Origin of the sequence: Conexibacter stalactiti (assembly GCF_033542075.1) — a bacterium.
GTDB classification, from domain to species: domain Bacteria; phylum Actinomycetota; class Thermoleophilia; order Solirubrobacterales; family Solirubrobacteraceae; genus Conexibacter; species Conexibacter stalactiti.
In genome coordinates, this window is the sequence record NZ_JAWSTH010000040.1 from 37644 (window position 1) to 50683 (window position 13040).

Below are 13040 nucleotides of genomic sequence, written 5' to 3' on the forward strand. Positions count from 1 at the left end.
TCAGGTCGTCTCCTTCGGTCGTTTGAACAGCAGCAGGACGCGGGCTCCCCACAGCGACAGCCCGACGGCGAGGATCAGCGCCAGTCCGTTGAAGAGGTCGGTGACCCAGTCTGCGGCGCCGGCCAGCTGGAGTCCCTTGACGCCGGTCGCGAGCAGGAAGATCGCCAGCAGCGTCCCCCACACGTTGAACTTGCCGGGCTTGATCTGGGTCGTGCCGAGGAAGGCCGCGGCGAACGCCGGCAGCAGGTAGGCGGGGCCGAGGTCGGGCGTCGCGGTGCTCAGCTTCGACGCCAGCAGGATCCCCGCGACCGACGCCAGCAGCGCCGAGGTGACGAGCGAGCCGAAGACCATCCGCCCGGTCCGCACGCCGGCCAGCCGCGCGGCGTCGGGGCCGGCGCCGGTCGCCTCGACGCGGCGGCCGGTCGGCGTGTGCTCCAGCACGTACCAGACGACCACGGCGACGAACAGCATGTACAGCGCGATCGCCGGGATCCCCAGCACCGTCCCCTCTGTCATGCCGGTCAGCGATCTCGGGACGCCGGCGATGATCTGGTCGTCGGAGACGGCGCGCGCCGGCGCGACCAGCACCGAGCCCATCGCCAGCGTCGCGATGAAGCTGTTGATGCCGACGCCGACGACGAGGAAGCCGTTGATCGCGCCGATCGCCGCGCCGAGCGCGAGCGTCAGCGCGATCGCCGGAGCCAGCGGCATCCCGGCGCGCGCCGTCAGCGCCGAGACGACGATCGCCGAGAGGCCGACCATGCCGCCGACCGAGAGGTCGTACGCGCCGGCCGCCAGCGGCACCAGCAGGCCGATCGCGACGATCGCGGTGACGGCCTGCTCGCTGGCGAGCGTCTGCGCCGTCAGCTGCGTCAGGAACGTGTCGGGGACCCACAGCGCGAACAGCGCGATCAGGGCGGCCCAGATGTAGAGCCCGGTGTAGTTCGACAGGCGCGTCATGTCATCCCATGTCGTGGTGGCGGGGCGGTGAGGATCTGCTGGCTGATCGCGTCGGCGCTCAGCGCGGCGCCGCTCAGCTGCGCGGCGATCCGGCCGCCGCGCATCACGAGCACGCGGTCGCAGATCGCGGCCAGCTCCTCGTGGTCGGTCGAGGCGACCAGCACAGCCAGCTGCCGCTCGCGCGCGCTCGTCGCGAGCTGGTCGTAGATCGCGGCCTTCGAGCCGACGTCGACGCCCTGCGTCGGCTCGTCGAGCAGCAGCGCGGTCGGCGCGAGGCGGAACCAGCGCGCGAGCACGACCTTCTGCTGGTTGCCGCCGCTGAGCGTCGCCAGCGGCGCCTCGCCGTCGGGCGGCGTGACCTGCAGCCGCCGCAGCCAGCCGGCGACGTCGGCGCGCTCGGCGCGGCGGCCGATCCAGCGCAGGCGGCCGGCGCGGATCCGTGGCAGCGTGACGTTGGTGCGCAACGACAGCGACGGCGTCGCGCCGGCGCCGGCGCGGTCAGCGGGGATCAGCGCGAGGCCGGCGGCGATCGCCGCGTGCGGCGTCAGCGCGCGGTGCTCGCGACCGTCGACCGTCAGCCGGCCGGCGCTCCACGGCGCGGCGCCGAACAGCAGGTAGGGCAGCTCGTCGCGGCCGGAGCCGGCGAGCCCCGCGACGCCGACGATCTCGCCGCGGTGCAGGTCGAGGTCGACCGCGCGCGCGACGCGGCCGGAGAGCCCGCGCGCCTGCAGCGCCAGCTCGGCGCGCGGCGCCGGCGGCTTCGGGTAGAGCTGCTCCAGCGGGCGCCCGACGATCAGCTCGACGAGCCCGTCGTGGTCGAGGCCGGCGACCGCGCTCGTGCTGACGCGGCGGCCGTCGCGCAGGACGGTCACGCGGTCGGCGAGCGCGAACACCTCCTCCAGGCGGTGCGTCACGTAGAGGACCGTCCCGCCCTGTTCGCGGATCCGCCGCACGAGCGCGAAGACCAGCTCGACCTCGCTCTCGGGCAACGTGGCCGTGACCTCGTCGAGCACCAGCAGCCGCGTCGCGCCGACGCCGGCCGACAGCGCCCGCGCGACCGCGACGATCGTCCGCTGCGCCGGCGCCAGCTCGCGCAGCGGGCGGGCCGGGTCGAGCTCGATCCCGAGGCTCTCCAGCAGCGCCCGCGCCGCCGCCAGCTCGCGCCGGTCGCCGAGCCACAGGCGCCCGGCGTAGCGCTCGCCGAGCGCGAGGTTGTCGACGATCGCGAGGCCGGGCACGAGCGCCAGGTCCTGGTGCACGAAGCGGATCCCGGCGGCGTGCGCGGCCGCCGCGGAGCCGAGCCGCAGCGGCGCGCCGAGCAGCTCCGCCCGCGGCTCCCCGTCCGGCTCGTGGAAGCCGGCCAGCAGCTTGATCAGCGTCGACTTGCCGGAGCCGTTCTGGCCCAGCAGCGCGTGCACCTCGCCCGCCCGCAGCTCCAGGTCGACGCCGCTCAGCGCCGCCTGCGCGCCGAAGCGCTTGGAGAGCCCGTGCAGCGCGAGCGCCGGCACCTCGCTGGAGGTGCCGGCGCCCGGCGAGCTGGTCAGCCGACCTGCCATGCCTCTGTGAAGGTCGCCGCGACGTCCGGGATCTCCCACTGCCGCGGCGCCTCGGCGACGTTGGCGGCGTCGAACAGCTGGCGCTGGCCGACCGGGTCGGCCAGCTCTTCCGGCAGCTCGGCGCCCTCGACGAGCCGCACGCCGGCGTCGACCATCCGCCACGCCAGCGAGACGTCCTCGGACGGGATCGCGGCCGCTTCGACGCCGTTTCTGACCGACTCGAAGTTCTGCGCCTGCGACAACGTCGTGACGACCTTCACGTCGAGGCCGGCGGCCTTCAGCGCCTGGCCGACGCCGAGCACGATCGTCGAGCCGTCCGACAGCACGTATCTGACCTCCGGGTGCTTCTGGACGTAGCTGACGACCTGCCCGGGGATCGCCTTGCCGACCTCGGTCGGCTTGACCGTGATCCCCTCGACCGAGCAGTCGGGGCACAGTCTCGCCGCCTCCTGCTTGGCCGCCTCGAAGACGGTCGCCTGCATCGGCACCGACGGCCCGTAGACGAAGGCGATGTCGGCCTTCCCGCCGGAGTCGGCGATCGCCCAGTCGACGGCCGCGATCGTGTCGGCCGCGTGCGAGCGGGTGCCGCCGATCGAGGCGTCGACGCCGCCCTCGCCGACTCTGGTCGTGCCGGCCGTCACGACGACCGCGATGCCGTTGCGCTCGGCCTCCTCGAGCTGCGACTGGATCACCGAGACGGGCACGACGTCGAGCGCGAAGATCACGGCCGGTCTGGCGGCGACCGCCTGCGTCCAGGCGGCGGCGATCCCCTCCGGGGTCAGCTCGGAGGTGACGGTTCTGAGCTGCCAGCCGAGCGCCTCGATCGCGGGCGCGAACCCTCTCTCGAGCGTCTGGCACTCCACGAACGTGCACGAGATCAGATAAGCGCTCGTGCCGCTCGCCGGTCTTCTCTCAAGCGCCGGGATCTCCAGCGGTCTCGGGGCGACGCGCAGCTGCTCGACGGCCTGCGCGGCCTGCTCGCTGCCGGCGCCGGCACCGTCCGCGGTCGTCGTCGCGCTCGCGGCGCTCGTCGTCCCGCCGGCCGCGGTCGCGCCGGCCGAATCGCCGTCGCTGCTGCCGCACGCGGCGAGCGGCAGCGGGGCGGCGAGCGCGAGCGCCGCCAGCCACATGGCGCGTCGCGGGGTCTCGCCCACGGCGCGGGCCATCCTCGTTCTCATCAGTTCTCCTCCGTCGCTGACGACTGCCGGGAGCGACGTGCTCCGGCGTGGTGCGAGCGTGACCTCGCCGCGATCCCGGCGATAGGAGAGGAACCCCGCGCGGTAATTCACCCCGCTCGCCGCGGCACCGCTCGCTTAACTCCCGGGGAGTCCCCTCTTGTCGCCGCTGAGCGCCCTCCGCATGCTGCTGACCGAGATGAGTCGCCCTGTGGGAGAGATCCTGACCGCGCTGGCCGCTGCCGCGCCGCGCCTGCCTGCCGTCACCTGCGGCGAGCGCACCGTCACCCGCGCCGAGCTGGAGTCGCGCGCCAACCGGCTGGCGCGCGCGTACGCCGAGCGCGGCGTCGGCTTCGGCGACCTCGTCACGGTCGCGCTGCCGAACTCGATCGAGACGTTCGCGTGCTTCTACGCGCTGTGGAAGCTCGGCGCCGTGCCGCAGCCGGTCTCGTGGCGGCTGCCGCCGCGCGAGCTGGCGCAGATCGTCGAACTGGCCGACGCCCCGCTGGTGATCGGCGTCGGCGACGGCGCCGCCGGCGGACGGCCGACGCTGCCGGCCGGCTTCGCGCCCGACCCCGCGCTCAGCGACGCGCCGCTGCCGCCGGTCACCGCGCCGGCGTGGAAGGCGCCGACCTCGGGCGGCAGCACCGGACGGCCGAAGCTGATCGTCTCCGGCCAGAGCGGCGCGCCCGACCTCGACGGGCTCGCCTCGGTCTTCCGGATCGGCCCGCGGGACGTGCAGCTCGTGCCCGGCCCGCTCTACCACAATGCTCCGCTGACGCTGTCACTGCTCGGCTCCTACCTCGGCCAGCACGTGATCGTGCTGGAGCGCTTCGACGCCGAGGCCGCGCTGCGCGCGATCGAGCGCCACCGCGTGACGTTCGTCAACTTCGTGCCGACGATGATGCTGCGGATCCTGCGGCTGCTCGACGCGCAGCCCGGCCGCTGGGACCTCGGCTCGCTGGAGACCGTCTGGCACATGGGCGGCCCCTGCCCGCCGTGGCTGAAGGAGCGCTGGATCGAGCTGGTCGGCGCCGAGCGGCTGCTGGAGCTGTACGGCGGCACCGAGAGCCAGGCGCTGACGGTGATCGACGGGGTCGAGTGGCGCTCGCGCCGCGGCTCGGTCGGCCGCGCCGTCGTCGGCGAGGTCGGCGTCGTCGACGCCGACGGCCGCCCGGCGGCGCCCGGCGAGCTGGGCGAGGTCGTGCTGCGGCGCACTCCCGGCACCCCGCCGACCTACCGCTACATCGGCGCGACCGCGCGCGAGTTCGGCGACGGCTGGGAGTCGCTCGGCGACCTCGGCCGGCTCGACGCCGACGGCTACCTCTACCTCGCCGACCGCAAGCTCGACCTCGTCGTCGCCGGCGGCGCCAACGTCTACCCGGCCGAGGTCGAGGCGGTGCTCGACGAGCACCCGCAGGTGCTCTCCTGCGCCGTCGTCGGACTGCCCGACGACGACCTCGGCGAACGCGTCCACGCGGTCGTGCAGGCCGACGGCGCGCTCGACGCCGAGCAGCTGCTCGCCTTCGCCGCCGAACGGCTCGTGCGCTACAAGCTGCCGCGCTCGGTGCGCTTCGTGAGCGAGCCGCTGCGCGACGACGCCGGCAAGGTGCGGCGCAGCGCGGTCCGCGAGCGGGAGCTGGAACTGATCCGCACACCGACACACGAGGAAGTGGAATGACCGAAGCGCTCGTCTTCGACGCGATCCGAACGCCGCGCGGCAAGGGCAAGCGCGACGGCTCCCTGCACGCCACCAAGCCGGTCGACCTCGTCGTCGGGCTGCTGCAGGAGCTGCTGTCGCGCAACCCCGGGCTCGACCCCGAGCGGGTCGACGACGTCGTTCTCGGCTGCGTCACGCCGCTCGGCGACCAGGGCGCGGACATCGCCAAGACGGCGGCGATCAAGGCCGGCCTGCCGGACACGGTCGCCGGCGTGCAGCTCAACCGCTTCTGCGCCTCCGGCCTGGAGGCGGTCAACGTCGCCGCCCAGAAGGTCGCCTCCGGCTGGGAGGAGCTCGTCTTCGCCGGCGGCGTCGAGTCGATGTCGCGCGTGCCGATGGGCAGCGACGGCGGCGCCTGGGCGAACGACCCGGCGACGAGCATCGCGACCGGCTTCGTGCCGCAGGGCGTCGGCGCCGACCTGATCGCCACGCTCGACGGCCTCACGCGCGAGGACGTCGACGCGTACGCGGCGCGCTCGCAGGAGCGGGCCGCCGCGGCGCGCGCCGACGGCCGCTTCGCGAACGCGGTCGTGCCGGTGCGCGACCACAACGGCACCGTCGTGCTCGACCACGACGAGTTCATCCGCCCCGGCACGACGGTCGCGACGCTCGGCGCGCTGAAGCCGTCGTTCAAGGCGCTCGGCGAGCAGGGCGGCTTCGACGCCGTCGCGCTGCAGAAGTACCACTGGGTCGAGCGAATCGAGCACGTGCACACGCCCGGCAACAGCTCCGGGATCGTCGACGGCGCCTCGCTCGTTGCCATCGGCAGCGAGCGCGCCGGCCGCGACCTCGGCCTGACGCCGCGCGCCCGCATCGTCGCGACCGCCGTCTCCGGCGCCGACCCGACGATCATGCTGACCGGTCCCGCGCCGGCGACGCGCAAGGCGCTCGCGAAGGCCGGCATCACGGCCGACCAGCTCGACCTGATCGAGATCAACGAGGCGTTCGCCGCCGTCGTGCTGCGCTTCGTCGCCGAGATGGGATTCGACATGGAGAAGGTCAACGTCAACGGCGGCGCGATCGCGCTCGGCCATCCGCTCGGCGCGACCGGCGGCATGATCGTCGGCACGCTCGTCGACGAGCTGCACCGCACGGGCGGCAGATACGGCCTCGCCACGCTCTGCGTCGGCGGCGGCATGGGCATCGCGACCGTCGTGGAGGCGATCTGATGAGCACGATCCGCTGGGAGCAGGAAGCCGACGGCGTCGTCGTCCTCACGTTCGACGATCCGGACGGCTCGGCCAACACGCTGCGGGCCGCCTTCCTCGCCGACCTGACCGGGACCGTCGCGCGGCTGGAGGCCGAGCGCGACGCGATCTCCGGCGTCGTGCTCGCCTCGGCGAAGCGGACCTTCTTCGCCGGCGCCGACCTCGGCGAGCTGCGCGCGCTGCGCGGCGCCGCCGTGGCCGGCAACGGCAACGGCTCCCCCGACGCCGCCGCGATCGAGCGCTGGAGCGCTGAGGTCAAGGCGCCGCTGCGGCGGCTGGAGACACTCGGCCGCCCGGTCGTCGCCGCGCTCGGCGGCAGCGCGCTCGGCGGCGGGCTGGAGCTGGCGCTGGCGGCCCACCACCGCATCGCCGTCGACGATCCGAAGATCCAGCTCGGCCTGCCCGAGGTGACGCTCGGCCTGCTGCCGGGCGCCGGCGGGATCGTGCGCACGGTGCGGATGCTCGGCGTCGTCGCGGCGCTGCGCGACGTGCTGCTGCCCGGCACCCGCCACGACCCCCGCTCCGCCCGCCAGCTCGGCCTCGTCGACGAGCTGGTCGCGACGCGCGAGCAGCTGATCGCGGCCGCGAAGGCGTGGATCGCCGCCCACCCCGACGCCGCTCAGCCGTGGGATCGCCCGGACCACGCGATTCCCGGCGGCGCGCGGCTCGCGGCCGTGCTGCCGTCGCTGCCGGCTGACCTGCGGCGCCGCACGAAGAGCTTCGGCAACCCGGCGCCGTACGCGATCCAGGCGGCCGCGGTCGAGGGCGCGCAGGTCGACGTCGACAGCGCCCTGACGATCGAGGGGCGCTACTTCGCCGGCCTCGTCACCAGCGCGGTCGCGGGCAACATGATGCAGGCGTTCTTCTTCGACCTCCAGCGCGTCAACGGGACGCGCGGACAGGCGCCCGGCGGCGAGCCGGCGCGCGCCCGCAAGGTCGTCGTGCTCGGCTCCGGCATGATGGGCGCCGGGATCGCGCACGTCTGCGCCAAGGCCGGCATCGAGGTCGTGCTGAAGGACCTCACCGACGAGGCGGCGGCGCGCGGCAAGGCGTACTCCGAGCGACTGCTGGCGAAGGCGGTCGAGCGCGGGGGCACGACCGCCGAGCAGGCAGCCGAGCTGCTGGGCCGCATCACCCCCACCGCCGACCCGGCGGCCGCCGCCGGCGCTGACCTCGTGATCGAGGCCGTCTTCGAGGACCCGGCCGTGAAGGCGAAGGTCTTCGCCGAGATCGAGCCGTTCCTCGCCCCCGACGCGCTGCTCGGCTCCAACACCTCGACGCTGCCAATCAGCGAGCTGGCCGAGGGCGTCTCGCGCCCCGCCGACTTCGTCGGGCTGCACTTCTTCTCGCCGGCCGAGAAGATGCCGCTGCTGGAGATCATCAAGGGCGCGCGGACGAGCGAGACGACCGTGCGACGCGCACTCGACCTCGCGCGGCAGATCCGCAAGACGCCGATCGTCGTCAACGACGCGCGCGGCTTCTTCACCTCGCGCGTGATCATCACCTTCCTCAACGAAGGGCTGGCGATGCTGGCCGAGGGGATCCCGGCGCCGACGATCGAGCAGGCGTCGCTGCAGGCCGGCTACCCGGCGCCGGTGCTGGCGCTCAACGACGAGCTGAACCTCGCGCTGCTGCGCAGAATCCGCGAGGCGGCGCGCGCCGCCGCGACGGCCGCGGGCGCGACGTGGGAGCCGCATCCGGCCGAGCAGGTCGTCGACCGGATGCTCGACGAGCTGGACCGCGGCGGCCGGCTCGCCGGCGCCGGCTTCTACGACTACGAGGCGGGCCGGCGGAGCGGACTCTGGAGCGGCCTGCGCGATGCCTTCCCGACCGTCGCCGACCCGGCCGGGATCCCGTTCGAGGAGCTGGTCGAGCGGATGCTGTTCATCGAGGCGCTGGAGACGATCCGCTGCCGCGACGAGGGCGTGATCGAGTCGGTCGCCGACGCCAACGTCGGCTCGATCCTCGGGATCGGCTACCCCGGCTGGACCGGCGGCGTGCTGCAGTACGTCAACGGCTACGACGGCGGGCTGCCTGCCTTCGCCGCCCGCGCCCAGCAGCTCGCCGACCGCCACGGCGAGCGCTTCGCGCCGCCGGCCTCGCTGCTCGCGGCCGCCGCCAGCGGCGCCGTCTACACGGACGAGCGCTGATGCGACGGACGATCTTCGAGCCCGAGCACGACGCCTTCCGCGAGACCGTCCGCCGCTTCGTCGCCGAGGAGGTGACGCCCAACCTCGACGCCTGGGAGGCGGCCGGGATCGTCCCGCGCGAGCTGTACGCGAAGGCCGCCGCGAAGGGGATCATCGGGACCGCCGTGCCGGAGCGGCACGGCGGCCTCGGCCTCGACGACTTCCGCTTCAACCAGATCGTCGTCGAGGAGCTGGCCTATGCGGGGGCCGGCGGCTCCGGCCACGGCCTGACGCTCCACAACGACATCTGCCTGCCGTACTTCCTGCGCTACTGCACGCCCGAGCAGGCCGAGCGGTGGCTGCCGGGGATCGCCGACGGCACGTTGATCACGGCGGTCGCGATGACCGAGCCGCACAGCGGCTCCGACCTCGCCTCGATGACGACGAGCGCCCGCCGCGACGGCGACGGCTACGTCGTCAACGGCGCGAAGACGTTCATCACCAGCGCGATCAACGCCGACCTCGTGATCACCGCCGTCAAGACCGACCCGAGACAGCGCCACCGCGGCATCTCGCTCGTCGTCGTCGAGCGGGGCGCGCCCGGCTTCGAGCGCGGCCGCATGCTGGAGAAGATCGGCCAGCACGCGCAGGACACCGCCGAGCTGTTCTTCTCCGACACGCCGGTGCCGGCCGCCGACCTGCTCGGCGAGGAGGGCGCGGGCTTCTCGTACCTCGTCTCCAACCTCGCGCAGGAGCGCCTCTCGATCGCGCTCTCCGGCGTCGCCTCGGCGCAGGCTGCACTCGACTGGACGCTTGAGTTCGCGCGCGAGCGGACGGCCTTCGGGCGCCCGATCGGCACCTTCCAGGCGAACCGCTTCGCGCTCGCGGAGATGAAGACGGAGATCGAGCTGGCGACGCAGTACTGCGACCAGGCGGTGCTGGCGCTCAACGCCGGCGAACTGTCGGGCGAGGACGCGGCGATGGCGAAGTGGTGGTGCACCGAACTGCAGGGGCGCGTGCTCGACCGCTGCGTCCAGCTGCACGGCGGCTACGGCTACATGTCCGAGTACCCGATCGCGCGCGCCTGGGCCGACGCGCGCATCACGCGCATCTACGCCGGCACGACCGAGATCATGAAGGAGATCGTGGGGCGGTCGCTCGGCGTCTGAGGGAGCCGGCGGGGCCGCCGGGCGCGGCCCGCGAGCCGGCGGCCCCGCGGCGCGAGCGTCCTCGCGCCGCCGGGACCCCTCAGCCGCTCAGCAGCTGCTTCTGCTGACGCAGATCGACAGCGGGATCGAGCGGCTCCAGTTGCTGGAGCTGCCCGGCACGCTCGCCTGCACCGGGTAGGTGCCGGCGGTCGCGGGGACCGTGACGGTCGCCTGGCCGCTGCTGTTGGTCGTCGCCGTCGCCCCGCCGATCGCGACCGTGTAGCCGGCCGGGTTGGTCGCCGGGCTCGGCGGGATGATCCAGTGACCCGGGATGCTCGGGTCGGGCGTGCCGAAGATGTCCGTCGGCCGATAGGCCGTCAGTCTCACCGTCAGCGAGCCGCTCGGTCTGACGGCGCCGGACGCCGGCGTCACGCGCTCGAGGAAGATCGGGATCGAGTCCGGTATGTAGTCGGGCGAGACGCCCGACTTGCCGGCCTGCCAGAGAACGGTGTCGCCGTCGGAGAGGTGCAGGTCGCACGCGCCCCAGTCGGCGTAGTTGTTCTCGTGGTAGAGGATCCAGTACTCCTCGTTCGGCGACCAGGTGTGCGACTCGCCCGCGAGCGTCGTCGTGTACGGGTTGCGGTCCCAGTTGCCGCTCAGCGCCAGCTCGGTCGCCTGGTAGACGGTGTCGTCGGCGCATCTGGTCGGCAGCGAGCCGACGCCGTTCCACGTTCTCGCCGTGCCCGTGCCGTTGCCGATCGTGACTCTCGACGAGGCCAGCAGCGTGCCGCTTCTGCCCTCGACCCGCACCGTCACGTCGGCCGCCTCGGCGGCCAGCGGCGCCAGCGCGCACGCCGTCACGGCGAGTGCGGAGGCGAGCAGCGCGCGCACGCCGCCGCTCTTCTTGATGGACATGACTCCCCTTCTGTTGGTGGTTGGCAAGTTGGTGGCTCAGCGGACCGTCGTGACGATCCGCTGCGCCGCTGCGCCGCTGCCGCCGCCGATCAGCAGCACGGCGCGGCCCTTCACGAGCGCCCGCGGCGCGCGCAGGCGGCCGAGCGTCCCGCGCGCGACGGTGCGCCCGCTGCGCACGAGCCGCGCGCGCGTCGTCAGGCGCGGGCGGGTGCTCGCGCGCCCCGCGTACGTGACCGTGCAGCGGACGTTGCGCCGTCCGCTCAGGCGGCAGCTGACGCGTGCGTCGCGGCCGCGCGGTCCGGTCGCGCCGCGCGGTCCGGTCTCCCCCTTCGGCCCGGCGGCGCCGGCCGGGCCGAGCGCGCCGGCCGGTCCTGGCACCCCCGCCGGCCCGGTCGCGCCGGCCGGCCCCTGCGGACCGCTCGGCCCGTCCTCCCCCTGCGGCCCCTGCGGCAGCGGACCGCCCTCTCCGGAGAGCGGCAGCTCCAGCGGCCCCGGCTCGTCGGCGCGCACGACCAGCGTCGCCGTGCGCGCCCCCTCCGCGCTCGGCGAGAAGCGGACCTGCGCGCCGCAGCTCTCGCCCGGCGCGAGCACCTCGCCGGCGCAGTCGTCGGCGATCAGGAAGTCGTCGGCATGCGCGCCGGTCGCGACGACGCGCTTGACCGTCAGCGGCGCGAAGCCGGCCGTCACCGTCACCGTCCGCGCGCCGCTCAACGTCCCGCGCGCCTGCGCGCTGAAGCTCAGCTGCGCCGGGCCGACGGTCGCCGGCGGCAGCGCGATCGCGACCGTCTGCTCGGCCGTCTCGGCCAGCGTCCCGAGCCGCGCGACCGCCACGTCCGCCAGCTGGGCCGGCGTGTCCGAGCGCGCGAGCACGTCGTCGCCGAGCCCGCGCCCGAGCCGGCCGAGGCGGTTGTCGCCCCACGTCCAGAGGCGGCCGTCGCCGTCGCGCGCGACGCTGCTGACCAGCAGCGCGCCGACCTCGGCGATCCCGCTCAGCCCCGGCACGACGAGCGGCGACCAGGCCGACGCCGGTCCGCCCGCGCCCTGGCCCAGCTCGCCGTCGCCGTTGCGCCCCCAGCCGACGACGGTGCCGTCGGCGCGCAGCGCGAGCGCGTGCTCGGTGCCGCCGGAGATCGCGCTGACGCCGTCCAGCGTCCCGCTGCCGCCGACGCCCGCGACCGTCACCGGCGTCGTGACGAACTCCGGGTCGGTCGGCTCGCCGTCATGGGCCGTGGGATCGCCGAGCGCGCCGCCCGCCGCGTAGCCCCATGCGCGGACCGTGCCGTCCTCCAGCAGCGCGTAGCCGCTCCAGCCGCCGGCCGCGACCGCTCTGACGCCGCTGAGGCCGGGGATCGCGGTCGGCGTGCCGCTCGCGCCGCCGCCGCTGTCACGACCGAGCTGGCCGTAGCTGTTGTCGCCCCACGAGAGGACCGTCCCGTCCTCGCGCAGCGCGAGCGCGAACTCGCGCCCGCCGCGGATCGCGCGCACGCCCGTCAGGCCGGTCGCGACCGGTCTGCCCTGGTGCTCGAGGATCGTGCCGCGGCCGAGCTGACCGTAGTCGTCGTTGCCCCACGCCCACACGGCGCCGTCTCTGCGCAGCGCGAAGGTGCTCGCGAGCGTCGTCGCGACGGCGACGACGTCGCCGACGCCGTCGACCCGTCTCGGCGCCGAGCGCGTGTTCCTCGTGCCGTCGCCGAGCTGGCCGACGTCGTTGAGACCCCACGTCCAGACGCTGCCGTCGGCGCGCAGCGCGACCGTGTACTGCCCGCCGCCGGCGACGTCGACGACGCCGGAGAGCCCCGGCAGCGAGCGCGGCGTCGTGACCGCCGCGGGCGCGCCGGCCGCGAGCTGCCCGGCCTGGTTGGCACCCCAGCCGACGAGCGTGCTGGGCGTGACCGCCGCGGTGGCGACAGCCGCCGTCGCCGCGAGGCCCGCCGTCGCGCTCAGCGCGACCGCCGTCGCGCGCCGCAGCGCGCGCCCCGTTCGATGGATGCTCATCGCACCGTTCTCCTGTTCGAAGTTCTGTTCTTTCGTGCTCTTCTGGCCCGGGCTCTCTTGGCACGTGCTCTCGCACTGCGCACGACCGTCACGACGCTGCAGCGCAGCCGCCATCTCGCCGTCAGCCGGCAGCGCACCTGACGGGCGCGGCCGGCAGCGCCGCGCTTCCCCGTCGCGCCGCGGTCGCCGCGTGCGCCGGACCCCCCGGCAGCGCCCGCCGCGCCGGCCGGGCCC

At 74.7% G+C, this 13040-nt stretch carries 9 protein-coding genes; 4 read left to right on the forward strand and 5 right to left on the reverse strand.

What is annotated here, in order from left to right; all coding sequences use genetic code 11:
• Genes R7226_RS15730 through R7226_RS15740 form a run of 3 tightly spaced genes read right to left on the reverse strand, consistent with a single transcriptional unit; the run spans position 1 to position 3682 of the window.
• Positions 1-960 carry an ABC transporter permease gene (locus R7226_RS15730; protein WP_318598133.1) on the reverse strand — a complete coding sequence of 320 codons (960 nt, stop codon included), beginning with the start codon at positions 958-960 and terminating at the stop codon, positions 1-3.
• Positions 957-2516: a sugar ABC transporter ATP-binding protein gene (locus R7226_RS15735; RefSeq protein ID WP_318598134.1), complete on the reverse strand. Its 1560-nt coding sequence runs from the start codon at positions 2514-2516 to the stop codon at positions 957-959. Before R7226_RS15735 ends, R7226_RS15730 begins: the two co-directional genes overlap by 4 nt.
• Positions 2501-3682, reverse strand: coding sequence for a sugar ABC transporter substrate-binding protein (locus tag R7226_RS15740; RefSeq protein ID WP_318598136.1), 1182 nt, complete (start codon positions 3680-3682; stop codon positions 2501-2503). Before R7226_RS15740 ends, R7226_RS15735 begins: the two co-directional genes overlap by 16 nt.
• Positions 3683-3875: 193 nt before the next feature.
• Here R7226_RS15740 and R7226_RS15745 point away from each other — a divergent pair, with 193 nt between their 5' ends.
• The 4 genes from R7226_RS15745 to R7226_RS15760 are packed head-to-tail and all read left to right on the forward strand — an operon-like array spanning position 3876 to position 9917.
• Positions 3876-5372, forward strand: coding sequence for an AMP-binding protein (locus tag R7226_RS15745; RefSeq protein WP_404827857.1), 1497 nt, complete (start codon positions 3876-3878; stop codon positions 5370-5372).
• Positions 5369-6580 (forward strand): acetyl-CoA C-acetyltransferase, encoded by a 1212-nt coding sequence (locus R7226_RS15750; protein ID WP_318598138.1) that lies wholly within the window; start codon positions 5369-5371, stop codon positions 6578-6580. The genes R7226_RS15745 and R7226_RS15750 overlap by 4 nt, the downstream gene beginning before the upstream one ends.
• Positions 6580-8769, forward strand: coding sequence for a 3-hydroxyacyl-CoA dehydrogenase NAD-binding domain-containing protein (locus tag R7226_RS15755; protein ID WP_318598139.1), 2190 nt, complete (start codon positions 6580-6582; stop codon positions 8767-8769). The genes R7226_RS15750 and R7226_RS15755 overlap by 1 nt, the downstream gene beginning before the upstream one ends.
• Positions 8769-9917, forward strand: coding sequence for an acyl-CoA dehydrogenase family protein (locus R7226_RS15760; RefSeq protein WP_318598140.1), 1149 nt, complete (start codon positions 8769-8771; stop codon positions 9915-9917). The genes R7226_RS15755 and R7226_RS15760 overlap by 1 nt, the downstream gene beginning before the upstream one ends.
• A gap of 87 nt (positions 9918-10004) precedes the next feature.
• On the opposite strand, the gene R7226_RS15765 is transcribed toward R7226_RS15760, so the two are convergent.
• Both R7226_RS15765 and R7226_RS15770 read right to left on the reverse strand, forming a co-directional pair.
• A complete protein-coding gene (locus R7226_RS15765) occupies positions 10005-10811 on the reverse strand; it encodes an Ig-like domain-containing protein (protein WP_318598141.1) in 807 nt (268 codons plus the stop codon).
• Positions 10812-10847: 36 nt separating this feature from the next.
• Complete coding sequence (locus R7226_RS15770) at positions 10848-12806, reverse strand: RCC1 domain-containing protein (protein WP_318598143.1); 1959 nt, start codon at positions 12804-12806, stop codon at positions 10848-10850.
• Positions 12807-13040 lie beyond the last annotated feature (234 nt).

Bases quoted from the DNA above. Each gene is read 5' to 3' on its own strand.
- R7226_RS15730 (WP_318598133.1), bottom strand. From the start codon at position 960: ATGACGCGCCTGTCGAACTACACCGGGCTCTACATCTGGGCCGCCCTG.
- R7226_RS15735 (WP_318598134.1), bottom strand. From the start codon at position 2,516: ATGGCAGGTCGGCTGACCAGCTCGCCGGGCGCCGGCACCTCCAGCGAG.
- R7226_RS15740 (WP_318598136.1), bottom strand. From the start codon at position 3,682: ATGGCCCGCGCCGTGGGCGAGACCCCGCGACGCGCCATGTGGCTGGCG.
- R7226_RS15745 (WP_404827857.1), top strand. From the start codon at position 3,876: ATGCTGCTGACCGAGATGAGTCGCCCTGTGGGAGAGATCCTGACCGCG.
- R7226_RS15750 (WP_318598138.1), top strand. From the start codon at position 5,369: ATGACCGAAGCGCTCGTCTTCGACGCGATCCGAACGCCGCGCGGCAAG.
- R7226_RS15755 (WP_318598139.1), top strand. From the start codon at position 6,580: ATGAGCACGATCCGCTGGGAGCAGGAAGCCGACGGCGTCGTCGTCCTC.
- R7226_RS15760 (WP_318598140.1), top strand. From the start codon at position 8,769: ATGCGACGGACGATCTTCGAGCCCGAGCACGACGCCTTCCGCGAGACC.
- R7226_RS15765 (WP_318598141.1), bottom strand. From the start codon at position 10,811: ATGTCCATCAAGAAGAGCGGCGGCGTGCGCGCGCTGCTCGCCTCCGCA.
- R7226_RS15770 (WP_318598143.1), bottom strand. From the start codon at position 12,806: ATGAGCATCCATCGAACGGGGCGCGCGCTGCGGCGCGCGACGGCGGTC.